Below are 20919 nucleotides of genomic sequence, written 5' to 3' on the forward strand. Positions count from 1 at the left end.
CGAGCCAGAAAAAGCTCTGTATTTCAGCTCAACCGTAAAACGGCTTGACTGGAATATGGAGCTTTTACTATTTTAACCGGCTCTCTCACATCTTTTATTATATGAAAGTACTTCTGTTCCCGGTACTGCTGGCCGCCGCCATTGCTACCGCCCCGCCCAAAGCTGCTACCGGCACGCGCTGGACAGGCGTTATCAGCAACGGCATGAAGGGTGACAAAATCAGCTTTACGGTGTCACCCGATGGCAAGAAAATAGCAAACTTCACCTTCGACGGCTATTGGCGGTGCGGTGGCAAGCTGGAGCGGCAGGTAGTAGGCCCAGAAGGTAGCTTCGCTATCAAGGAAGGTAAGGTGAGTGGAGTTGCGGTAAAGTCCCCGCATGGTAGTGCCACGGCGTGGCGTTTTGCCATTGAGGGCGGGTTTGCGGGCAAAACTGCCGCCAATGGCATGTTCCGCATGAACATCAATACCGTTGGCTGTGACACCTATGCCCTGCAATGGTCGGCTAAACCAGTACAGTAGTCAGTGCTACTTGGCTAAACCAACCACGCCATCAACACAAAAGGCCGCCCCAAACCCGGAGCGGCCTTTTGTGTTGATGGAGCTACTTTGCTTACATATTGCTAGCACCCGAGCCAGCGTGCTGCTTGAACATAGCCAAGTGCGCCTGTACTACGGGGGTAGTTTTGGTGATGAAGCCTTGCAAGTCGGCGTCCTGGGTCATCTGCTTGTGTGCTACCATGGTGTTCACCGTTTTCTGGTGGTCTAGCAACATTTGCGCCATGTACTTGGTTTCAAACTCCTTGCCCGACAGATCTTTCATCTGGGCGGCAATGGCTTTGTGCTCGGCGTCCATGTCGGTAGGAAGCGTTACGCCTTTTTTCTGCGCAATTGGCTTCAGGTCCGCCGTCGACTTGGTATGGTCGGTAATCATTTTGTTGGCGTGGTCTTTTACCATGCCGGTCACGCCTTTTTCCAGGGCCATTTTGCTGAGCTGAATTTCGTTCTGGTCGCTGTGCGCGGCCGACATCATAAACTCAGGGTCCGTGGAGTGTGGAGCGGTAGGCCCGTCCGTGGCCATGGCTGTAGCGGCCGTATCGGATGAAGGCATAGTTGAGGCGGAGGCCATAGCTGTATCGGCAGTGTTGGCCGAGGTTTCTGCGCCAGCCGAGGCACCAGCAGATTCAGTAGATGAGTTACCGCAGGAAGCCAAGCTGAGTAAGCCCAGGCAGGAAACCGATAAGAGGATGCGTTTCATAGGAGAAGGGTTGTGAGAGTGGAAAGAGAAATTGCCGAGGCCACTCGGACCTCAGCGCCCAACTAGCGGGTAGTACCAGCTGAATCAGCAGCCATGGCCGAATCAGCGTCAGCTGTTACCGTAGGACCGGCGTTATTATCAATAACTACCGCGTCGGCTTTTACACCGCCTTCGTCAGCAGCTTTATCCATGTCACTTACTGCTTCACCGGCGGTGCCGTCGGTGCGCGTTTCTGCGTTGTTGCAGCTGGCCAGGAGCAGTGCGGCGCCCAGGGCCAGGAAAGGAAGGAATCGGGTTTTCATTGGTAGTAGGAAAGAATGGAAAGAATCAGGGAGGAGGCTACGGCTTAAGCTTGTCTTGCAGTGTTTCTCCCGCGGTGTGTTGGTCTTTCAGAATGGGTAGCTGACGAGCGGTTAGGGCCCGGATGTCGCCATCGTACGCCTCCTCACTCATGTCATCATATGCCTCGGCATCTTCGTTGGTAATGCTGCCGAGCAAGTCCACGAATTTCTGGTCGAAGGCTGCTCCGTTCAGGGCAGTTAGCTCGCCTACTTGCTTGCCCTGTTCTTCGCCCAAGCCGGTGGGGAGCACTAGCTTTTTCTGTTGGGCCAAGGTTTGCAGTTCCCGTAGCAGCGGAGCCGTAGTAGCGGCCAGATTTTGGGCCACGAAGCGGGTGTCGGCTGAGGCAGCTTTGCGCTGGGCAATCTGGCTGATTTCCAGGAGCTGCATTTTGCGGCTAGCGGCATCCACTAAAAACTCCGCATCCCGCAGCTGACGTTTGGTAACGGCCTCTTCATCAATGCGTTTCTCGTTCTGGAACTTGGCGCTAAAGATGGGGTCTTTGTTGCTTTCACCCGTGGAGCAGGCTGCCGTCAGGAGCAGGAGCAACGGCATAGAGAACCGGGCAGAAAATAACATAGGATCAGTTAATTGGCAGGGGTTGCTGGGCTATACGCGCGCCAGTGGTTCAGGTTTGGTTTACCATTTTGGAAAAAAGTTCCCTGTCTGATTAAACTATCTTTTATTGCGGAGCTCCAACGGCCGAAACCAGTTCTTCCCACTCTTATTTCATCTTCTCATGAAAACCCTCGTACTGCGCACCTTGGGCCTCACTGCCGTTGTCGGCGCTACCCTGCTCTCTGCCGCCTGCACCAAAAACGCTGATCCGCAGGCTGCCACCGAAGTAGTCGTGTCTGCCGAAGACCAGAGCTTGGCCGAAGATGAAAACGCTACCGTTGCCGACCTGGTGGAAGCCGGCTCCCCGACGGATGCCGCCCTAACGGGTAGCCCCGCCGCCGAGGCCGCTGACCTTACGCGGATAGCCGGCGCCTGCTTTACCCGCACCTACGAGGCGGCCACCCGCACACTCACCCTCGACTTCGGGCCGACCAATTGCGTGGGCCCCAACGGCGTAGCGCGCCGGGGCAAAATTGTAGCCGTTTTCAGTGGCCCGTACCGGCAGGCGGGCGCTACCGTCACGATAACGCTCGTGAACTACCACCGCAACGATAACCTGCACACCGGCACCCGCACCATCACCAACCTGGGCGGCGGTTCCTGGAAGCTGGAGGTTCAGAATGCCAGCGTAACGACGGCCGCGGGTACGCACTCCTGGGTGGCCCAGCGCCAGTATACCCGCACCGCCGGGGCCGGAACCCGCACCATCCTCGACGACGAGTACACCGTAACGGGCCAGGCCAGCGGCACCAACCGCAAAGCCGTGAGCTATACCGCCATCATTGAGCAGCCCCTGCTCAAGAAGATTCAGGCCGGCTGCGCCCGCACTTTCGTGGCCGGCACCGTCCGGATTCGCACCGCCAAGGAAAAAGAACTACTGCTGAATTACGACCCCACCGGCACCCAGGCCTGCGACAACCTCGCTTCCATTACCATCAATGGAGCTACCCGTACCATTCGCGTGGGCCGCGGCCTGTAGTCATACGCAAGGCATTGCCCTGCAGCGTAAACCGTTCGGGCTACCTTCTCGCTAAATAGGGAAGGTAGTCAGGATGGCCTCGGCGACCAGCAGATCTTCGGGAGTAGTAATTTTCAGGTTTCGGTAGTCGCCTTCTACTAAGTGAATAGGGTGCAGGTCCTCTACCACGCTGGCGTCGTCGGTGAAAGTAGAAAGCTCCGGCAGCTGGTAGGCCCGGCGCAGCAACCCAATTTCAAAGCACTGCGGAGTTTGTACCAGCCGGAGCCGCGCCCGGTTCAGGGCGTAGGAGCCCTGCTGACTTAGGTTCCGGACGGAATCTTTGGGTACTACCGCCGCCACGGCTGCGCCGTGGTTGTAGGCGGCCTGGTAGGTAGCCTCGATAACGTTGGCTGAGGTAAGCGGCCGGACGCCATCGTGCACGGCTACCACCCCGGTGGAATGGGCGGCCAGGGCCGCCAGGCCATTACGCACGGAAGCCCAGCGAGTAGCGCCCCCTACTACCACCGTGTGAGGCAACGCTATGGCATACTCCGCGCAGAGCTGCTGCCAAGCTTCTAACTGATCCTGGGGCAACACCAGAATGCACTGTTGCACCTTCAGGGTGGGGTCAGCGAAGCGGCGTAATGTGTGCAGCAGCACCGGCTCGCCGGCTAGCGGCAGGAACTGCTTGGGTCGGTCGGCGCCCATGCGCGTGCCGCTACCGCCGGCCACGAGGATAACAAACCGAGGACTCAAGGACGATGCAGCAGCTGACATAAGCACATGGACTGAAGAGAAAGATTCAGGACAAAAATAAAAGTCCGGCCGTTCTTAAACGGCCGGACTTTTAAAACCGGGGTTTAGTCACTTACTAGGCGGCCTCCAGCTCTCCTGAGCTAGAGAATCAGCATAGCGTCGCCGTAGCTGAAGAACTTATATTTCTCCTTGATGGCCAACTGATACGCTTCAATCAGTAGCTCGTGACCCGCGAAGGCAGAAGCCATCATCATCAGCGTGCTTTCCGGGGTGTGGAAGTTGGTCAGCAGGGCGTTGGAGATTTTGAACTCGTAGGGCGGGAAGATAAACTTGTCGGTCCAGCCCTCGGTAGGCTTCAGGCGGGCGTGAGCCGACACCGACGATTCCATGGCGCGCATGGAGGTAGTACCAATGGCGCAAACCCGCTTCTTAGCGTCCAGGGCCCGGTTTACTACCGTCGCCGACTCGGCCGGCACGATGAAGTTTTCCGAGTCCATCTTGTGCTTGGTCAGGTCCTCTACGTCAACGGGGCGGAAGGTGCCCAGGCCCACGTGCAGGGTTACCGGCACTACGTCTACTCCCTTGATTTCCAGACGCTTCATTACCTCACGGGTGAAGTGCAGGCCAGCCGAAGGAGCCGCCACGGCGCCCGTGTGCTTGGCGTAAATCGTCTGGTAACGCTCCTTGTCAGCCGCTTCAGTTTCGCGGGAGATGAACTCCTTCGGAATTGGGGTTTCGCCCAAATCGTGCAGGGCCTTGTAGAACTCCTCATCGGAGCCATCGAACAGGAACTTGATGGTACGGCCCCGGGAGGTCGTGTTGTCAATAACCTCCGCTACCATATCCGACTCGCCGAAGTACAGCTTGTTGCCTACCCGAATCTTCCGGGCGGGGTCCACGAGTACGTCCCACAGGTGAATTTCCTTGTTCAGCTCCCGCAGCAAGAACACCTCAATCTGAGCGCCGGTCTTTTCCTTATTACCGTACAGGCGGGCCGGAAACACTTTCGTGTCGTTGACTACGAATACGTCGCCGTCGTTGAAATACTCGATGATGTCCTTGAACACGCGGTGCTCAATCTTGCCGCTGTCGCGGTGCAGCACCATCAGGCGCGACTCGTCGCGGTTCTTGGCAGGGTGCTGCGCCAGCAGGCTTTCGGGCAAGTCAAATTTGAACTCAGACAGTTTCATGGGCCAGACAGGGCAGAAGGAGGGTAACCTAGTGTAAAAAATCGAACCGCAAAAGTACGTATTACCGCCGGATTAATCCTTACTTTTCGCCCGAAATCTGCTTATTGCCCCTGCTACGTCCCTCGCTGAAACCCCTTCCGCATGAAAGCGCTGCGTTTGACCCTGGAGAGTTTTCGCTTTGCGTGGCAAGCCCTGAAAGCAAACCTCCTCCGTACTATTCTCTCGCTGCTCGGCGTGACGGTAGGCATCTTTGCCATCATTGCCGTATTCACGGTGGTTGACTCGTTAGAGGCCAACGTGCGCCAAAGCATGAGCTTTGTGGGCGACAAGGTAATTTACGTAAACAAGTGGCCGTGGGTATTTGAGCGGGATTTTGCCTGGTGGAAATACTTTAAGCGGCCGGTGCCTACGGTGCGCGAGTTTCGGGGGCTACAGCGCAACTTAGGGCCCAACAACAAAGGCATTGCCATCTTCGCCAACACCAGCGGCAACCTGTTTCAGGCCGCTAACAACAGCATGGAAGGCTGCAACCTGCAGGGTGTCAGCTTTGATTTTCGCCAGGTGTCGGATGTGCCCATAGCGCAGGGGCGCTATTTCACTTCCCAAGAAGTAGACGCCTCCCGCAACGTAGCCATTATTGGGGCCGACATAGCCGAAAATCTGTTCCCGAACGGCTCGGCGCTTGGGCAAGAGTTTAAAACCCGCGGCCAGAAATTTGTGGTGATTGGGGTGATGCAGAAAGAAGGCAAGAAGCTGCTGGATACGCCCAGCAACGACACCAACTGCCTGATTCCCTTCGGTATGTTCACCAAGATGTTTGCCCTGACCACGAACGGAATGGGGGGCGTTTCGCCCACTATTGCCATAAAAGGCACCGACGAAGACCCCGGCCTGCTGGATTTAGAGTATGAGCTGAAAGGCACCATGCGCAATATCCGGGGGCTGAAACCCCGCGACGAAGACAACTTTGCCCTGAACCGCCCCGAAATGCTGGCCAATGCCATTACGCAGCTGTTCTCCGTTATTGGCATTGCCGGGGCGGTTATTGGCTCCTTTGCCATGCTGGTAGGCGGCTTTGGCATTGCCAACATCATGTTTGTGTCAGTGAAAGAGCGCACCAACATCATCGGCATTCAAAAGTCGTTGGGGGCCAAAAACTACTTTATCCTGTTCCAGTTTCTGTTCGAGGCCGTGTTTTTGTGCCTGTTGGGCGGGGCGGCGGGTATTCTGCTGGTCTGGCTGATTGCGCTTGTTCCGCAGGATGCCTTGCCCCTGTTCCTGTCCTGGGGCAACGTTTCCCTGGGGCTTACCGTGTCCGTGGTTATTGGGGTGCTGGCCGGTATCATCCCGGCCGTGCTGGCCGCCAACCTCGACCCGGTTATTGCCATCCGGGCCAAGTAAGTCTGAATGTGGAAGGTGTGACGAAGGGTAGACTCTGGTTTTCCATTTCACACATCTTCCGCATTCAGCGCATTCGTTTCTTAGTGTAATGTTAACAAATTGTTAACTTGCCGGTCGCTACCTTGGGTCGCCCTTCCTTCCGTGAGGGCGGCTTTCTTTTTGCCCTTTTCTTAATTTTTTACCCGGGTGCGGATCATTCCCACCTTGGTCGGCGGCTTGCGGGTCAGCCGGCTATCCGCGCCCATTTCTAGCGTAGCTTGTTATGTCAAAGCTCAAAAAAACCAGCCGCACCAAAGTGGCGGACGAAGTCCTGAACGCCGGCAGCGGCCAAACCATCGTTCAGCCCAACATCAACGATAACAAGGTCAAGACCATCAGTGATATCCGGGAGCAAACCCACGGCCAGCGGACCGTGCAGCTCGATGATGAGCAGCGCATCCGCCGGGCCTTTGTGGATAAGGACTGGAACGAAATCAAGATTGCCGACTCCTGGCAGATCTTCAAGGTAATGGCCGAGTTCGTGGAGGGCTTCGAGAAGATGAGCAAGATTGGACCCTGCGTGTCCATCTTCGGCTCGGCCCGCACCAAGCCCGACAACCCCTACTACCAGATGGCCGAGGAAATTGCGGCTAAGCTGGTGCGCCACGGCTACGGCGTAATTACGGGCGGCGGCCCCGGCATTATGGAGGCCGGCAACAAAGGCGCCCACTCCGAAGGCGGCCGTTCCGTGGGCCTCAACATCGAGCTACCCTTCGAGCAGTTCAACAACATCTACATCGACCCCGATAAGATCATCAACTTTGACTACTTCTTCGTGCGGAAGGTGATGTTCGTGAAGTACGCCCAGGGCTTCATTGGCATGCCCGGCGGCTTTGGCACCCTCGATGAGCTGTTTGAAGCTATTACCCTGATTCAGACCAAGAAAATCGGCCGCTTCCCCATTGTGCTGGTGGGCACGCGCTACTGGCAAGGCATGTTCGACTGGATTCAGCAGGTGATGCTGGAGGATGAGAAGAACATTTCGCCCGAGGATATGAACCTGGTGCAGCTGGTAGATGACGCGGAATCGGCCGTGAAAATCATCGACGACTTCTACAGCAAATACCTGCTCTCGCCTAACTTCTAAGGCGCTGATAATTATTTGTTTGGCCCCTGGCTGCCTTAATCAAAAGAGGAAGCCGGGGGCTTTTTGTATGGTTGAGGTTAGAAAAAGAGTTAAAGAATCATTGATATATCCAAAAACGGCGCTGTACATTGGATACTGTTCAAAGTAAATTTCTAAGTATGCCCGCAGCTCTACCCCACCCCCAGGAAAAGCAAATATTCATCGTACCCCGTTGGGCCGGCGCCCCCCACGACGATTGGTACCCCTGGCTAGGGGAGCAACTACGCGCCGTGGCCCAGGAAGATGGCCACGCCTACAACGTGCATACGCTGGCCATGCCCGCCTGGGACCTGCCGGTTATTGAACGGGCCGTGGATTACCTGATGACCATCTTGCCGCCCGAAAAAATTGGTCCCGACGTGTACCTGGTGGGCCATAGTGTCGGCTGCCTGGCTATTCTGCACTACCTGGCCCGGCTGGCCGAGCAGCACCCGGAGGCCCAGCCCGTGGGCGGTGTGTTATGCGTAGCGGGTTGGTTCTCAGTAGATAGCCCCTGGCAGGACATCCTGAACTGGATGGATGCGCCCATCAACTACGAAGCGGCCCGCCGCCTGATTCCGGAGGATAAGCTCATTGTACTGCTCTCCGATGATGACCCCTACACCTCCGGCTACCAAGACAACGAGCGGTTGTGGGTAGAGCGCCTACGCTCCCGCGTGAGCATTCTGCCGGGCCGTCAGCACTTCAGCGCCCAGCTCGACCCCGATGTGCGTGATGCCGTGCGCGACCTGGCCGGCGCCCTCTCGCCCATGGCCAGCTACTAAGCAGTAATCAGACTTCCAGTCCTATCTTGTGGCGGCGGCTCCTCTCGGGCCGCCGCTTTGCATGGATACACTTCCCGATTTCGACTACCTCATTGCGGGCGGCGGGGCAGCGGGGCTAAGCCTGGCCTACCACATCAGCCAGGAGCCGCGCCTGGCTGGCAAGCGGGTGCTGGTGCTGGAGCCGGCCGCCAAAGATCAAAACGACCGTACCTGGTCGTTTTGGGCTGATGAGCCTTCGTTGTTCGACAGTATTGTTGCCCACGAGTGGGACCGGCTGGCTTTTCGCAGCCCGGAGTTCGAGCGGGTGTTCAAGCTGGCCCGCCACCGCTACAAAATGATTCGGGGGCTGGACTTCTACCAGTTCGTACGCGCGGCCCTTAGCCAAAACCCGCAATTTACCTGGGTGCAAGCGCAGGTAAAAACCCTGGATAATGTGGCACATGGCGCACGGGCGCGCACTACAGCGGGCGAGTTTCGTGCCCATTATGCCTTCGACAGCCGCCCGCCCGACTTGGCCAAGCTGAAACAGCCGCACCGCTACCGTTACCTCTTACAGCACTTTGTAGGCTGGGAGGTGGAAACGGAACAGGACGTGTTTGACCCTTCGACGGTAGAGTTCATGGATTTTTGGGGCGAGCAGCATCAGGAGGCGCGCTTTATATACGTGCTACCATTCAGCTCCCGCCGCGCCCTGGTAGAGTACACACTCTTTTCGACTGAAGTGCTACCCAAGGAAGCGTACGAAACTGAAATCAGGCAGTACCTAACGCAGCATTTAGGAGTGCGGGAGTTTCAGGTGAAGGCGGAAGAAGTCGGGGCTATTCCCATGACCGACCACCCGCTGCCCGGCCGCGCCGGTCGGCACATTATCAACCTGGGTACCCGGGCGGGGCGGGCCAAGCCCAGCACGGGCTACGCCTTTAAGCGCATCCAGACACACTCGGCCCGGCTGGTTCAGGGTTTGGCTGCTACGGGCCACCCGCCCCAGGACCTTACCGGCGACCAGTGGCAATTCGGCTTGTTCGATACGCTGCTGCTCGACATTATGCAGCGCCAGGGCGAAATCACCCGCGACATTTTCACGGACCTGTTTCGGCGCAATCCGGTGGAGCGCATTTTTGATTTTCTGGACGAGCGAACTTCGCCCTGGGAAAACCTGCAAATCATGAACTCCGTGTCGCCCTGGCCCTTCCTGCGTTCCATCGGGCACGTCCTGCGGGGCCGGCCAGGCCAGCGGTGAAATGGTGATTGAGTGAAATAGAACCCGGCTGTCATCCGGAGCATTCCGCGCCTCAAGCGGCGACAAAGAACCTTACTACGTCTGAACGAACATCGTTGCAACGACTCGTTTTGGCGTGATAAGGTCCTTCACGCGGCTCAGAATGACAGCCATGTTTTACTTCACTCAATCACTCAGTCACCACTTCACCGCTAGGCTTTCCTCACTTTCCAAGTACTCCCTTGCCTTGCGCACGGTATCGGCTGTTAACGGCTCCAGCGCGGGGGTAGGGGCGGAGAGGTTGAGTAGGTAGCCGGGTAGGGCCGCTAAGTTATCGAGGTCGTGGGTGATGCAGAGAATGGTTTTGCGCTGCTCCGTAACCCAGGAGCGCAGCAGGTCAAACACCCGCCGACGGTAGTATACATCCAGTTGCTGGGTAGGCTCATCAAGCAGGTAGAGAGCCGCATCCTGCAGGCTAAGCTGGGCCAGCCAGACTAGCTGCTGCTCGCCGCCAGAAAGTAGCGTGAAGTCCTGCTGGGCCAAATGGGCTGCCCCCACCCGGGCCAGGGCCGCATCGGCCAGGGCATAGTCTTGCGCGGAATAGGCGCCTAAGAAGCGGTGGTGTCGAAAGCGCCCCATCACCACTAGCTCCCGAACGGGAATGGCAAACTCTACGCTGCCGCGCTGGGGTAGGTGAGCCAGCAGGCCGCTGGCGGCCGGCCGCCGGATGGTACGCAAATCCTGCCCCAGCACGTGGGCCCGGCCCTGGTACGTGAGCTGTCCGGTCAGGGCCCGGAACAGGGTGGTTTTGCCGCATCCGTTGTGGCCCACAATGGCGACAAAGGCGGGCTCAGGTACCGTAAAACGCAAATTGCGGAGCAGGACGCGCTGTCCATACCCCGCAATCATATCGTGAACAGTAATGGGGTGATGAGGTGAGGAAGAGAAAACGCGTTCTGGTATATCGTTCATCTTACTTTAGGCCAGATGCCTGGTAATGAAAAACAATTACCTCATTACCTCTTCACCTTGTCACTTCTTCACCCATTAGTACTCGTCTTCGTTGAACATGAAGTCTTCTTTGGTCGGGTAGTCCGGCCATACTTCTTCGATGTTTTCGTAGGGCTGACCATCATCCTCCAGAGCCTGCAGGTTTTCTACTACCTCCATCGGGGCACCCGAGCGGATAGAGTAATCAATCAGCTCATCCTTGGTGGCAGGCCAGGGTGCATCTTCCAGGTACGAAGCAAGTTCCAGGGTCCAATACATAGTCGTGTGTGCTACTGAAAAAAGGTGGTCAAAAAGTAAGTTCGCGGCAGCAAAAACCCGGCCGATGGTGGAGGCATGACACCATTACCGGCCCGGGGTTGCACTTTGCTGACGACAACGTAAAATAGGCAGTAAAGTTGGGCTAACCCGTTACGCGCTGCTGAAACATGGCAATCAGCTCGTTCTTGGTCCGGATTTTCCGCTCGAACGCCCGGATTTTGCCCTGCAACATGGTGCGGAAGGCATCGTTGCCGGGTGAATCGTTGAGCTTGCCCAGGTTTTCTTCCAGCACCTCCTGCTCCTGCTTGTCATACTTAATAAAGTCGCGCAGGGCCTGAATCCGGACCGTGGCCTGGTCGCGGGGAGAGGTAGCATCAGGGCCGGCGGGCTGGCGCTTGCGCACGTAATGCTCCAAGGCGCTCATTTCGAACACTTTATCACAGGCTAGGATAAACTGCTCCCACACCCGATCCGACTCTTCGCCGCGTACGGGGCCCACCTTTTTCCAGGCAGCCTGCAGCTCCTTGGCCCGGGCCACCGCCTGCGAAATGGGCTGGTTGAGGAGGGCCTGGGCCTCGGCCACTAGGGCGCGTTTGCGGCTCAGGTTGTCTTCGCCGCCGGTTGAGAGGGTCGGCTCCTGACGCTTGCTTTCAATGTGCACCTTCAGGCGCTCAAAGAAGTGGTTATGGGCGGCCCGGAAGCGCGTCCAGAGGTCGTTGGCCTGCTTGCGGGGTAGGGTGCCCTCAATTTCCTTCCAGGCCTGCTGCAGCTGTTTAAGCTTGCGGGTCGTTTCCTCGAACTCGTTGGAGTTTTGCAGGGCTTCTGACTTGTGAATCAGGTCCTTGTACTGGTCGTACACCCTATTGGTCATGGCCTTTTTCTCGGCCAGGAAATCCTTCTTGCGGGCAAAGAAAGCATCCACGGCGGCCTGAAAGCGCACTTCCAGCTCGTCGGTGAGGTGCTTTTCTACCGGGCCGGTTTTAATCCAGCCCTGACGCAGGTCCTTTAGCTTTTCGCTGCCGGCCTGCCAGTCAATGGTATCGTGAAGGGCCTCCGCTTCCTGAATCAGGCTGATTTTGGTGGCCAGATTCTTCTCGCGGTTACGGTTGATGGTTACTTTGATGGATTCCTCGGCCTCCGTCAGGCGGCGGTACAGGCTCTCGAAGTCGCCGAGGGCGTCGTAGCTGCCCACCTGCTCCTTGAGGTGCAGGGCCTTCATCAGAAAAGAGCCTTTATTATCCGACTCCTCAATTTTCTGGAGCAGGTCTTCTACTTTGGTGCGGAATAGATTAAAGCGTTGGGCGAAATAAAGCAGCGAAGCATCGGCAGATTCCTTGACCTGCCCCACTTGGCGGGCGGGCAGGTCCAATAGCGGGCGAAGCCACACCTGGTCGCCCTCAATGTAGCCATAACGGCGGGCTTCGGCCAGCAAGTGGTCTTGTTGTTCCATAATCAGATAGCGGGGGAGCGAATAGGTGGAGAGGTCGGGGTTTAGGCCAAAAAGCTGTACAAGTTTACGGATTGCTGACTAGTTCCGCCGCCCGGCCCAGGCTGCGGAATGTTTGCGTAGGCTGCCTACCTTTGACATTCCGGTCGGCAACGCACATGTTACTGGCCGGGACCGAACGGTAGCAGCTCACCGGGAGATGCTACGAACGGACAGCCAGCGTGGTTATTACGCGTGAAAATCAATAGGGAGCAGGACCCTACCGGGCCCGAGCTGCCTATACGGCCCGCTGCCGTATTGTTGCGCAAAATAGAAACCTCTGCTGAACTAGCAAGCGGCTTGGCAAGCGGCCTCGCGCCTGCGCTCTTCTCACGGGCTCCGGCCCATCACGATTCCGCACTTCTCTAACTCCACCATGAGCGACCAACCCACTATTATTTTCTCCATGGCGGGGGTAACCAAGGTATACCCTCCCCAGAAGCAGGTTCTTAAGAACATCTACCTCTCGTTTTTCTACGGAGCCAAAATCGGCGTGCTCGGCCTGAACGGCTCGGGTAAGTCGAGCTTGCTCAAGATTATTGCCGGCGTCGACAAGCAGATTCAGGGCGACGTGGTGTGGTCGCCGGGCTACTCGGTGGGCTACCTGGAGCAGGAGCCCCAGCTCGATGCCACCAAAACCGTACTGGAGGTAGTACAGGAAGGCACCGCTGAAACGGTAGCCCTACTCAAGGAATTCGACGAAATCAACGAGGCGTTCGGGGCCGAGGACGCCGACTTCGACAAGCTGCTGGAGCGCCAGGGCACCGTGCAGGAGCGCCTCGACCAGCTCGACGCCTGGAACCTCGACAGCAAGCTGGAGCGCGCCATGGACGCCCTGCGCACGCCCCCGGCCGATGCCCTCATCGGCAACCTTTCGGGCGGGGAAAAGCGCCGCGTGGCCCTGTGCCGCCTGCTGCTGCAAGAGCCCGACGTGCTGCTCCTGGACGAACCCACCAACCACCTCGACGCCGAAAGCGTGCTGTGGCTGGAGCAGCACCTGCAGCAGTACAAAGGCACCGTCATTGCCGTAACCCACGACCGGTACTTCCTCGACAACGTGGCCGGCTGGATTCTGGAGCTGGACCGGGGCGAGGGTATTCCGTGGAAAGGCAACTACTCCTCGTGGCTGGAGCAGAAGGCTTCGCGCCTGGCCCAGGAAGAAAAAACCGAGAGCAAGCGCCAGAAAACCCTGCAGCGCGAGCTGGAATGGGTGCGCATGGCCCCAAAAGCCCGTCAGGCCAAGAGCAAGGCCCGCCTGGCCGGCTACGATAAAATGGTGAATGAAGACTCCCGCGAGAAAGAGCAGAAGCTGGAACTGTTCATTCCGGACGGGCCGCGCCTGGGCGCCCAGGTAATTGAGGCCGAAGGGCTGACCAAGGCCTTCGGCGACAAGCTCCTGTTCGAAAACCTGTCGTTTAACTTGCCCCAGGGCGGCATTGTGGGCATCATCGGGCCGAACGGCGCCGGCAAAACCACCTTGTTCCGCCTCATCACCGACCAGCTACAGCCCGACGCGGGTACGTTCGTGGTGGGTCCCACGGTGCAAACCGCCTACGTCGACCAGCAGCACGATACCCTGGACCCCAACAAAACGGTGTTCGAAACCATTTCGGGCGGCACGGAAACCATGCTGCTGGCCGGCCGGCAGGTGAACTCCCGGGCCTTCGTGAGCAACTTCAACTTCCGCGGCGGCGACCAGGAAAAGAAAGTCGGTTCCCTTTCCGGGGGGGAGCGGAACCGGGTGCACCTGGCCACTACCCTCAAGCAAGGCGCCAACCTGCTGCTGCTCGACGAACCCACCAACGACCTGGACGTGAATGCCATCCGGGCCCTGGAAGATGCCCTAGAAAACTTCGCCGGGTGCGCCGTTATCATCAGCCACGACCGGTGGTTTCTCGACCGCCTGGCTACCCACATCCTGGCCTTCGAGGGCGACTCGCAGGTGGTGTGGTTTGAAGGCAACTTCTCCGACTACGAGGAAGCCAAGCGCAAACGCCTCGGCGACGTGGAGCCCAAGCGCGTGCGCTACCGCAGCCTGGGGTAAGCACTTCTGGGTAGGCTGTATGTGCAGCCAGCAAGCGCCGCCGGAAACACTTCCGGCGGCGCTTTTGCTTTACGTGAATATGCCTTGTTTTCAGTAGCGCGCTATCATCTCGCAACGAAAAAGAAGGAGCAGTGGTATAGCTCGACATTACGCCTTTCCCTACCCCACGCATGACCGATTATGCCCATCTGTTCGCGCCCCTGGCCGCGCACGATTCTGTGGTCTACTTTTGCTATTGCCCTACCCAGCAGCGGGTGCTGTATGTAAGTGAAGCGTATGAGCGAGAGTTAGGCGGCCACGTAGCGGCCATTAACGAAGAGCTGCCCGGCTGGCTGGCACGCATGCACCCCGATGACCGGACGTACCTGGCCGAGCGCTTGTGCCACGCGGCCACGGGGCAGCTGGTGCAGGACCTAGAGCTGCGGCTGAGTACTTTCGATAACAAAACGCAGTGGCTGTGCCTGACCGCCGTTGGCTACCTGCCGGAAGGTGGCGGGTCGACGGGCGAGCTGCTCATCAGTGGGCACCTGCGCGATATTACTGCCGCCCGTGCTGTCGTCGAAATGGCCAACCGCTACCAGGCCAAGAAAAACTCCATGCTCGAAATCCTCTCCCACGATTTGGCCGCGCCTATGGTGCTGGTGCAGCAGATGTCGGGGTACATCAAGGAAAAGGTGGAGGGCCTGCACGACGAGCCGCTCAATGCCATGCTGGAGGAGATGCACCTTATCTGCCGGCAGGGCGTAAACCTGATCCGGGACTTTGTGGATCAGGAATTCATGGAGTCCAGCCAGATAGATTTGCACCTGAGCCGCGTTGATTTGGCGGAGCGCTTACGCATTGTGGTTGCGAATTACCAGGAGCGGGAGCAGGCCACGGCCCGGCACTTCTCCTTCGAAGCTTCCCAGCCAACTATCTACGCCGAAATTGATGAAAACAAATTTCTACAGGCTATTAACAACCTGCTCAGCAACTCGCTGAAATTTACGCCCGATGGCGGTTTGCTGCGCGTGACCTTAAGCCAGCACCCGACGCACCTATTAATAACCGTAGCCGATACAGGCATCGGAATTCCCAGGGACATGCAGCCGGAACTGTTCGAGCGGTTTACGCCGGCCCGCCGGCCGGGCCTGCGCGGGGAGAAAAGCACCGGTCTGGGCATGTCCATCATCAAAACAATTGTGGAGCTGCACCAGGGCCGTATCTGGTTTGAAAGCGCAGAAGGAGAAGGCACGACCTTTTTCATCAGGCTACCCCTGACCTTGGCCGAATAGCCCGCATCCTGTCACAGCAAAAGCAATGCAGGTCTACCTTACCTATCCCACCCGCTGACCCAAAGACCCGTAACCAAATGCTCCCGCCAAAAGAGCCTTCGGAATCAGTTCCAAAGGTTCTTTTGATAGAGGTTGTGGAGCCCTGGCTAGTCTTCGTCGGGTAGTACTTCCGCCCGGAAACCGGCAGCGGCCAGCAGCTGAATCAGGGGGGAGGGCTGGATAAAACGGCTCTGGCACTCTACCCGCAGAATTTTGTCGCAGTCCTCCAGGTCAAAATTGGCGTGGTACTCCTGAAAGTTCTGGTGAATCTGGTGCAGGAGCAGCCGGGCGTGGCGCCGGGCTCTGACGTTGGTTTTGAATACTTCAACCATGACGCAGGCGTGCTAAAAGAGGCGGTAGACTTGCTGGCAACGAACTAGGGAAGCCCCGGGCACCAGCCCGGCGGCCGGCTCAGGTATGCACCGGCCGGTACGTGAGCAGCAGCACGCCGGAGCGGGTAGTCGTGCTGTCGACAAGGGTAAGGGTGGCCTGGCTTTCCTCGGTGAACAGCTTTTTACCCTGGCCCAGCACCACGGGGTGCACCATCAGCCGGAACTCATCAATCAGGTGGTGGGGGAGCAGGGTGCGCACCAACTCGGCGCTGCCGTAAACCAGCAGGTTCTGGTTGGGCTGCTGCTTCAGGTTGGCTACTGCCTGCACCACGTCGCCCCGCAGCAGGGTAGCGTTCCACTCCGTCGTTTCCAGGGTGGTAGAGGCCACAAACTTAGGCAGGCGGTTCATGCGGTCAGCAAAGCCGTCCTCGTCCTGCATACTGGGCCAGGCCGCGGCAAAGCCTTGGTAGGTGACGCGACCTAGGAGCAGGGCGTCGCTGGCGAAAAGCAGTTCCTGCTGCAATTGCCCCACTTCCTCGTTAAAGTAAGGGCTAGTCCAGGCCGGGTTTTCCATCACGCCGTCCAGGGTCAGGTACATGGCAACTGTTAGCTTACTCATGCGCTATTCGGGTAGAAAAGTAGGTGCTACTGCTGGGGTTGCTTGTCGTAATTCAACAACCAATCGATGCCGAAACGGTCGGTGAACATGCCGAAGGTGGCGCCCCAAAAAGTGTCTTGCAAGGGCATTGTTACGGTGCCGCCTTCGGAAAGCCGAGCAAAGTACTGCCGGATTTCCTCCTCGCTGGTGCAGTTCAAGGACAACGATACCATGGTGCCTTTCACCACTTTGTGCATGCCTTCATCGGAGGCCATCAGGGTGAGGCCTTCCCGGATCAGGCTGGAGTGCAGAACGCCATGTTGGGCCTCTTCGCCAACGTGCTCGGCGGCGGGCGAGCCGGCAAACGGCTGAATCATCAGCTCGCCGCCCAGGCAGGTCTGGTAGAAGGTCATGGCTGCCTGGCAGGTGCCAGGAAAGGTGAGGTAGGGGGTGAGTTGGAAGGTGCTCATGGCAAGAAGTGGAAAGGAAGTGAGAAAAAGTGTGGGAAGAAGACAGCTGCCGCTACTAACAAATGTAGTAATATTGGCCGCTACCTATCTTTGCTGGCCAACAAAATTAGCAAAGCCTTTCACGCTTTCGCAGGGCCAATTCCGACTAATTCAGGGTTGATTGCGACAGCCCGTTTTCTTAGCTTTCCCTACCATGAAGCACATCTCAATTCTGGTTCCTCAGGGAGCCATTCTGGGCAGCATTGAAGGGCCCCGACTGGTATTTGCCGAGGTGAATGCGCTGCTGCAGCGCATGGGCCGGCCGGCGCTGTTCCAGATTCAGCTTGTGGGGCTCCATCACGCCACGCGGGTGTGCGGCGGCCGCTACACCGTGGCGGCTGATGTGCTGCTGTCGGAAGTTTCCCGCACGGATCTGGTTATTGTTCCGGCCGTGGATGGCGACCTAGCGCAGGCCCTGGAAATGAACCAGGAGTTTCTGCCCTGGATAGTGCAGCAGTACCAACGCGGCGCGGAAGTGGCCAGCCTGTGCATGGGTGCCTTTCTGCTGGCCGCTACCGGCCTGCTGGCGGGGCGGCAGTGCACTACCCACTGGGCCGCCGCCAATGAGTTCCGGCGCATGTTTCCGGAAGTGGAGCTGCGGGAAGACCGGCTGATTACCGACGAGCACGGCATCTACTCCAGCGGAGGGGCCTTTTCCTACCTCAACCTGGTGCTGTACCTGATTGAGAAGTACGCCGGCCGGGAAATGGCCGTGTTCTGCGCCAAAGTGTTCCAGATTGATATTGAGCGGGTTAGCCAATCGGCCTTCGTGGTGTTCAATGGGCAGAAGGCGCACGAGGACGAGCCCATCAAAAAGGCCCAGACCTACATCGAGGAAAACTACCGCGAGAAAATTACCGTGGATCAGCTGGCGTCCATGCTGGCGCTAGGCCGCCGCAACCTGGAGCGCCGGTTCAAAAAAGCTACCTCTAATTCGGTGGTCGAGTACATTCAGCGGGTGAAGATAGAAGTTGCTAAGAACAGCCTGGAATCGACCAGGGAAAACGTGAATGAGGTGATGTACAACGTGGGCTACACCGACCCCAAAGCCTTCCGTCTCACCTTTAAGCGCGTAACCGGCCTCTCGCCCAAGCAGTACCGCAGCAAGTACCACCGCGAAACGAGCGTCGCGGGGTAGGCCCTAGGACAGAGCCGATGGGCTACTTCCACAACTACCCCGGCCCCGCCGATAGGTACCTGCGGGGCCGGGAGAGGTGAAAAGTAACAACGTGAGTTACCCAGGCTACTGGTTGGCCGCGTCGTCTATTTTGCCGCCGTCGTTGGCGGTGCTGGGGGCGGCGTTGCCGGTGCCGTAGCTGGTTTGGTCCTTGGTGGTATGCCGGGTGTGGTGCTTGCCCTGGTTGTCGTCGCCGCCGCCCCTGTTTTCCGATTCGGCATTGGGCTCGTCGCCGCGGTGGCTGCTGCCTTTGGCGTCGCGCACCAGCTCGCCGCCGTCGTTGCCGTGGTTGCCACCGTGGCGGCCGCTGGTATCGGTGGGCTTGTCAGTGTTCTGGTTAGCGGCGCCCTGCTGCTGGCCGGCTACTCCGTGCGTGTTTTCGGGGCGAGAGGTAGCGGAGCCGTCATTGGCCACATCGGCCTGGGTACGGCGGTGTTCGTTTTGGTCCATAGCAAGGGTAGTTAAAGTGGCGAGAAAAACAGGCTTAACTATACGTGTTGTGTGTAGCGTAGTTAGCTGTTTAGCAAGTATTTGCGCTACATCTGGTTTAGTAGCTCAACCGTATTGTCTGAGTTGAGGCTCACCTACCTGGGTTGGTAGGTGCGGCCGCTGCGCCTGCGCGTCGTACCTCTCTTCTTTCACCTGAATAGTTAATGCGGCATGTGGCTGATTTTGGCCTCGTCGAGGTCTAGCTGGGCCTCCTGGTGCCGCAGCATTTCTTCCTCGAACACATCCTCGCGGCGCAGTTTAAACAGCTCTTCCCGCTGCACGTGCAGCACATCCAGCAGCACCTGGTGGTAGCGCTGCAAGGCCCGGCGCTTCGTCTCGTCGTAGTCCAGGGCTTCCAATAGGGTGCCGGTGCGCTGGGCCTCGGCCTGCATGCGGTGCTGCAGGGCGCTGATAAGCTCATTGTTCTCGATGTCGGCGGCGTACTGCTGGGCCAGGTGAGCCAGGGCCACTCGGCGCAGGCGCAGCCGGATGCCGGCTTCCTGCTCTTCGGGCGGCATGCGCTCCTCCTGCTCTGCTACCCCCGTAAAGCGGATGAGAGCCGGCAGCGTGAGGCCCTGAAACACCAGCGTCACCAGAATAACCACGAAGGTGATGAACAGAATCAGGTTGCGCTGTGGAAAGGCCTGCCCGTTATCCAGCAGCAGCGGCACCGACAAGGCCGAGGCCAGGGACACTACCCCCCGCATGCCGGCCCACCCCAGAATAAGCGTGCCCTGCCAGCCCGGGCTGGTTTGCGTAGCGCGGACGCGGTGGCTGAGCCAGCGCGGAATAAAGGCCGCGGGGTACATCCACACCAGCCGAATCACAATCACCATGACGCTGATAGTCAGCCCGTAGGTAATGGCCTGCCGCAGCGAGTAGGAGCCCAGGCCCTCCACGGCCACGGGCAGCTCCAGGCCAATGAGAATAAACACCAGCCCGTTGAGGGCAAAACCCACGCTGGCCCACACGCTGGTGGCCTGCAGGCGGGTGTCGGCATCGAACACGCGGTGGGAAAGGTGGGAAAGCAGCAGCCCGCCGCTGACCACAGCCAGCACGCCCGAGAAGTGAAACTCCTCCGCCAGCAGGTACATCACGTAGGGCGCCAGAAACGTGAGCAGCGTGTTGATGCTGGGCGTAGTGGGCAGGTAGCGGTGAATCAGGTAGAAGCCGTAGGCCACGGCCAGCCCCACCACCAGCCCCATGCCGCTAACCAGCACAAAAGTAGCGGCGGCTTCGTGCCAGGAAAACGTACCCGACACCACGGCGGCCAGGGCAAACCGGAACACAATCAGGCTGCTGGCGTCATTAATCAGGCTTTCTCCCTCCAGAATACTGGTTACGCGGCGCGGCACCTTAATGCCCTTGAGCACGGAGGTAGCCGCTACCGCGTCGGGGGGCGAGATGATGCCGCCCAGCAGGAACCCCAGCGGCAGGGTAAAACCCGGAATCATGGCCCTGGACACATAGGCCACGATGGTAGAAGTGAAAAACACCAGCCCGAACGCCAGCAACCCGATGGGGCGCTTCCACCGCCAGAAATCCTGCCAGGAAGTATCCCAGGCGGCCTGGTAGAGCAGGGGTGGCAGAAAAATCAGGAAAATCAGGTCCGGGTTGATGACGATGACCGGCAGGCCCGGCACGAAACTGAGCGCCAGCCCGGCCAGCACCAGAAAAATGGGGTAGGAGATGCGCAGCTTCTGGCCCAGCATCACGAGCAACAGCATGGCAAACAGCAACCCCAGAACCAGCAGAATATTTCCGTGTAGTGCGTTTTCGGGCATGGGAGAGCAGGTAAGTGAACAGGATGCAACAGCAATATCACATCCTTATATATAAGGATGCGCACCACCGCAGTGCTACACCCAAGAAACGACCCCGTAAGCCAACCTGCCCGCAACCAGGCCAGGCCAAGCCGAAGCCGCCCAGCTCGTAGCTGTGACAACGCTGTTGATACTTCTGCCGCTGTCATCCTGAGCGTGGAGCGTGCTGCGCATCAAGCAGCCACGAAGAATCTGGGTGTGCTAGGTGATAA

22 protein-coding genes are annotated in these 20919 nt (G+C 58.4%); 9 read left to right on the forward strand and 13 right to left on the reverse strand.

Annotated elements, in window-relative coordinates; translation table 11 throughout:
* The first annotated feature begins 101 nt into the window (after positions 1-101).
* On the forward strand, positions 102-521 hold the full coding sequence (locus IEW18_RS10525; protein WP_188557809.1) for a hypothetical protein: 420 nt from the start codon (positions 102-104) through the stop codon (positions 519-521).
* Positions 522-612: 91 nt separating this feature from the next.
* Here the strand turns inward: IEW18_RS10525 and IEW18_RS10530 are convergent, their stop codons facing one another.
* The 3 genes from IEW18_RS10530 to IEW18_RS10540 form a co-directional block, all read right to left on the reverse strand.
* A complete protein-coding gene (locus IEW18_RS10530) occupies positions 613-1257 on the reverse strand; it encodes a DUF4142 domain-containing protein (RefSeq protein WP_188557810.1) in 645 nt (214 codons plus the stop codon).
* A 62-nt stretch (positions 1258-1319) separates the two neighbouring features.
* The gene (locus tag IEW18_RS10535) at positions 1320-1559 is read right to left on the reverse strand and encodes a hypothetical protein (RefSeq protein ID WP_188557811.1); all 240 of its coding nucleotides are present in this window, start codon (positions 1557-1559) and stop codon (positions 1320-1322) included.
* A gap of 37 nt (positions 1560-1596) precedes the next feature.
* A complete protein-coding gene (locus IEW18_RS10540) occupies positions 1597-2151 on the reverse strand; it encodes a DUF4142 domain-containing protein (RefSeq protein ID WP_188557812.1) in 555 nt (184 codons plus the stop codon).
* 184 nt (positions 2152-2335) lie between these two features.
* On the opposite strand from IEW18_RS10540, the gene IEW18_RS10545 reads away from it, so the two are divergent.
* Positions 2336-3193: a hypothetical protein gene (locus IEW18_RS10545; RefSeq protein ID WP_188557813.1), complete on the forward strand. Its 858-nt coding sequence runs from the start codon at positions 2336-2338 to the stop codon at positions 3191-3193.
* A 51-nt stretch (positions 3194-3244) separates the two neighbouring features.
* On the opposite strand, the gene IEW18_RS10550 is transcribed toward IEW18_RS10545, so the two are convergent.
* Positions 3245-3949 carry a 2-C-methyl-D-erythritol 4-phosphate cytidylyltransferase gene (locus tag IEW18_RS10550; RefSeq protein ID WP_188557814.1) on the reverse strand — a complete coding sequence of 235 codons (705 nt, stop codon included), beginning with the start codon at positions 3947-3949 and terminating at the stop codon, positions 3245-3247.
* 119 nt (positions 3950-4068) lie between these two features.
* Complete coding sequence (queA, locus tag IEW18_RS10555; RefSeq protein ID WP_188557815.1) at positions 4069-5118, reverse strand: tRNA preQ1(34) S-adenosylmethionine ribosyltransferase-isomerase QueA; 1050 nt, start codon at positions 5116-5118, stop codon at positions 4069-4071.
* A 141-nt stretch (positions 5119-5259) separates the two neighbouring features.
* Between queA and IEW18_RS10560 the strand changes: the two genes are divergently transcribed.
* The 4 genes from IEW18_RS10560 to IEW18_RS10575 all read left to right on the forward strand — a co-directional run bounded on the left by IEW18_RS10560 (position 5260) and on the right by IEW18_RS10575 (position 9688).
* On the forward strand, positions 5260-6519 hold the full coding sequence (locus IEW18_RS10560) for an ABC transporter permease (RefSeq protein ID WP_188557816.1): 1260 nt from the start codon (positions 5260-5262) through the stop codon (positions 6517-6519).
* A gap of 262 nt (positions 6520-6781) precedes the next feature.
* Positions 6782-7645: an LOG family protein gene (locus IEW18_RS10565; protein WP_188557817.1), complete on the forward strand. Its 864-nt coding sequence runs from the start codon at positions 6782-6784 to the stop codon at positions 7643-7645.
* Between the two features lie 158 nt (positions 7646-7803).
* Positions 7804-8448, forward strand: coding sequence for an RBBP9/YdeN family alpha/beta hydrolase (locus IEW18_RS10570; RefSeq protein WP_188557818.1), 645 nt, complete (start codon positions 7804-7806; stop codon positions 8446-8448).
* A gap of 61 nt (positions 8449-8509) precedes the next feature.
* Positions 8510-9688, forward strand: a complete 1179-nt coding sequence (locus IEW18_RS10575) for a lycopene cyclase family protein (RefSeq protein WP_188557819.1) — start codon at positions 8510-8512, stop codon at positions 9686-9688.
* Between the two features lie 177 nt (positions 9689-9865).
* Here the strand turns inward: IEW18_RS10575 and IEW18_RS10580 are convergent, their stop codons facing one another.
* The 3 genes from IEW18_RS10580 to IEW18_RS10590 form a co-directional block, all read right to left on the reverse strand.
* Positions 9866-10576, reverse strand: a complete 711-nt coding sequence (locus IEW18_RS10580; RefSeq protein ID WP_229728695.1) for an ABC transporter ATP-binding protein — start codon at positions 10574-10576, stop codon at positions 9866-9868.
* A 138-nt stretch (positions 10577-10714) separates the two neighbouring features.
* The gene (locus tag IEW18_RS10585) at positions 10715-10936 is read right to left on the reverse strand and encodes a DUF2795 domain-containing protein (protein ID WP_019948259.1); all 222 of its coding nucleotides are present in this window, start codon (positions 10934-10936) and stop codon (positions 10715-10717) included.
* 142 nt (positions 10937-11078) lie between these two features.
* A complete protein-coding gene (locus IEW18_RS10590) occupies positions 11079-12386 on the reverse strand; it encodes a DUF349 domain-containing protein (RefSeq protein ID WP_188557820.1) in 1308 nt (435 codons plus the stop codon).
* Positions 12387-12798: 412 nt separating this feature from the next.
* Here IEW18_RS10590 and ettA point away from each other — a divergent pair, with 412 nt between their 5' ends.
* Together ettA and IEW18_RS10600 are read left to right on the forward strand one after the other, a co-directional pair.
* Positions 12799-14466, forward strand: coding sequence for an energy-dependent translational throttle protein EttA (gene ettA / locus IEW18_RS10595; protein WP_188557821.1), 1668 nt, complete (start codon positions 12799-12801; stop codon positions 14464-14466).
* Between the two features lie 170 nt (positions 14467-14636).
* Entirely contained in the window at positions 14637-15740 is a 1104-nt protein-coding gene (locus tag IEW18_RS10600) for a PAS domain-containing sensor histidine kinase (protein WP_188557822.1), read from the forward strand.
* 146 nt (positions 15741-15886) lie between these two features.
* On the opposite strand, the gene IEW18_RS10605 is transcribed toward IEW18_RS10600, so the two are convergent.
* The 3 genes from IEW18_RS10605 to IEW18_RS10615 form a co-directional block, all read right to left on the reverse strand.
* Positions 15887-16111, reverse strand: a complete 225-nt coding sequence (locus tag IEW18_RS10605; RefSeq protein ID WP_188557823.1) for a hypothetical protein — start codon at positions 16109-16111, stop codon at positions 15887-15889.
* Between the two features lie 79 nt (positions 16112-16190).
* On the reverse strand, positions 16191-16730 hold the full coding sequence (locus IEW18_RS10610; RefSeq protein WP_188557824.1) for a dihydrofolate reductase family protein: 540 nt from the start codon (positions 16728-16730) through the stop codon (positions 16191-16193).
* Positions 16731-16756: 26 nt separating this feature from the next.
* Positions 16757-17179, reverse strand: a complete 423-nt coding sequence (locus tag IEW18_RS10615) for a VOC family protein (RefSeq protein WP_188557825.1) — start codon at positions 17177-17179, stop codon at positions 16757-16759.
* 193 nt (positions 17180-17372) lie between these two features.
* On the opposite strand from IEW18_RS10615, the gene IEW18_RS10620 reads away from it, so the two are divergent.
* Entirely contained in the window at positions 17373-18356 is a 984-nt protein-coding gene (locus IEW18_RS10620) for a GlxA family transcriptional regulator (protein ID WP_188557826.1), read from the forward strand.
* Between the two features lie 105 nt (positions 18357-18461).
* On the opposite strand, the gene IEW18_RS10625 is transcribed toward IEW18_RS10620, so the two are convergent.
* Together IEW18_RS10625 and IEW18_RS10630 are read right to left on the reverse strand one after the other, a co-directional pair.
* Entirely contained in the window at positions 18462-18845 is a 384-nt protein-coding gene (locus tag IEW18_RS10625) for a hypothetical protein (RefSeq protein WP_188557827.1), read from the reverse strand.
* Between the two features lie 200 nt (positions 18846-19045).
* Positions 19046-20668, reverse strand: a complete 1623-nt coding sequence (locus IEW18_RS10630; RefSeq protein WP_188557828.1) for a Na+/H+ antiporter — start codon at positions 20666-20668, stop codon at positions 19046-19048.
* Positions 20669-20919 lie beyond the last annotated feature (251 nt).

The sequence above is a fragment of the Hymenobacter glacieicola genome (assembly GCF_014640315.1).
In the GTDB taxonomy this organism is placed as follows: Bacteria; Bacteroidota; Bacteroidia; order Cytophagales; family Hymenobacteraceae; genus Hymenobacter; species Hymenobacter glacieicola.

Coding starts and splice junctions, on each gene's coding strand:
- IEW18_RS10565 (WP_188557817.1), top strand. CDS start 6,782: ATGTCAAAGCTCAAAAAAACCAGCCGCACCAAAGTGGCGGACGAAGTC.
- IEW18_RS10620 (WP_188557826.1), top strand. CDS start 17,373: ATGAAGCACATCTCAATTCTGGTTCCTCAGGGAGCCATTCTGGGCAGC.
- IEW18_RS10625 (WP_188557827.1), bottom strand. CDS start 18,845: ATGGACCAAAACGAACACCGCCGTACCCAGGCCGATGTGGCCAATGAC.
- IEW18_RS10585 (WP_019948259.1), bottom strand. CDS start 10,936: ATGTATTGGACCCTGGAACTTGCTTCGTACCTGGAAGATGCACCCTGG.
- IEW18_RS10605 (WP_188557823.1), bottom strand. CDS start 16,111: ATGGTTGAAGTATTCAAAACCAACGTCAGAGCCCGGCGCCACGCCCGG.
- IEW18_RS10600 (WP_188557822.1), top strand. CDS start 14,637: ATGACCGATTATGCCCATCTGTTCGCGCCCCTGGCCGCGCACGATTCT.
- IEW18_RS10560 (WP_188557816.1), top strand. CDS start 5,260: ATGAAAGCGCTGCGTTTGACCCTGGAGAGTTTTCGCTTTGCGTGGCAA.
- IEW18_RS10590 (WP_188557820.1), bottom strand. CDS start 12,386: ATGGAACAACAAGACCACTTGCTGGCCGAAGCCCGCCGTTATGGCTAC.
- queA (WP_188557815.1), bottom strand. CDS start 5,118: ATGAAACTGTCTGAGTTCAAATTTGACTTGCCCGAAAGCCTGCTGGCG.
- IEW18_RS10575 (WP_188557819.1), top strand. CDS start 8,510: ATGGATACACTTCCCGATTTCGACTACCTCATTGCGGGCGGCGGGGCA.
- IEW18_RS10530 (WP_188557810.1), bottom strand. CDS start 1,257: ATGAAACGCATCCTCTTATCGGTTTCCTGCCTGGGCTTACTCAGCTTG.
- IEW18_RS10540 (WP_188557812.1), bottom strand. CDS start 2,151: ATGCCGTTGCTCCTGCTCCTGACGGCAGCCTGCTCCACGGGTGAAAGC.
- IEW18_RS10545 (WP_188557813.1), top strand. CDS start 2,336: ATGAAAACCCTCGTACTGCGCACCTTGGGCCTCACTGCCGTTGTCGGC.
- IEW18_RS10615 (WP_188557825.1), bottom strand. CDS start 17,179: ATGAGCACCTTCCAACTCACCCCCTACCTCACCTTTCCTGGCACCTGC.
- IEW18_RS10610 (WP_188557824.1), bottom strand. CDS start 16,730: ATGAGTAAGCTAACAGTTGCCATGTACCTGACCCTGGACGGCGTGATG.
- ettA (WP_188557821.1), top strand. CDS start 12,799: ATGAGCGACCAACCCACTATTATTTTCTCCATGGCGGGGGTAACCAAG.
- IEW18_RS10630 (WP_188557828.1), bottom strand. CDS start 20,668: ATGCCCGAAAACGCACTACACGGAAATATTCTGCTGGTTCTGGGGTTG.
- IEW18_RS10550 (WP_188557814.1), bottom strand. CDS start 3,949: ATGTCAGCTGCTGCATCGTCCTTGAGTCCTCGGTTTGTTATCCTCGTG.
- IEW18_RS10535 (WP_188557811.1), bottom strand. CDS start 1,559: ATGAAAACCCGATTCCTTCCTTTCCTGGCCCTGGGCGCCGCACTGCTC.
- IEW18_RS10525 (WP_188557809.1), top strand. CDS start 102: ATGAAAGTACTTCTGTTCCCGGTACTGCTGGCCGCCGCCATTGCTACC.
- IEW18_RS10580 (WP_229728695.1), bottom strand. CDS start 10,576: ATGATTGCGGGGTATGGACAGCGCGTCCTGCTCCGCAATTTGCGTTTT.
- IEW18_RS10570 (WP_188557818.1), top strand. CDS start 7,804: ATGCCCGCAGCTCTACCCCACCCCCAGGAAAAGCAAATATTCATCGTA.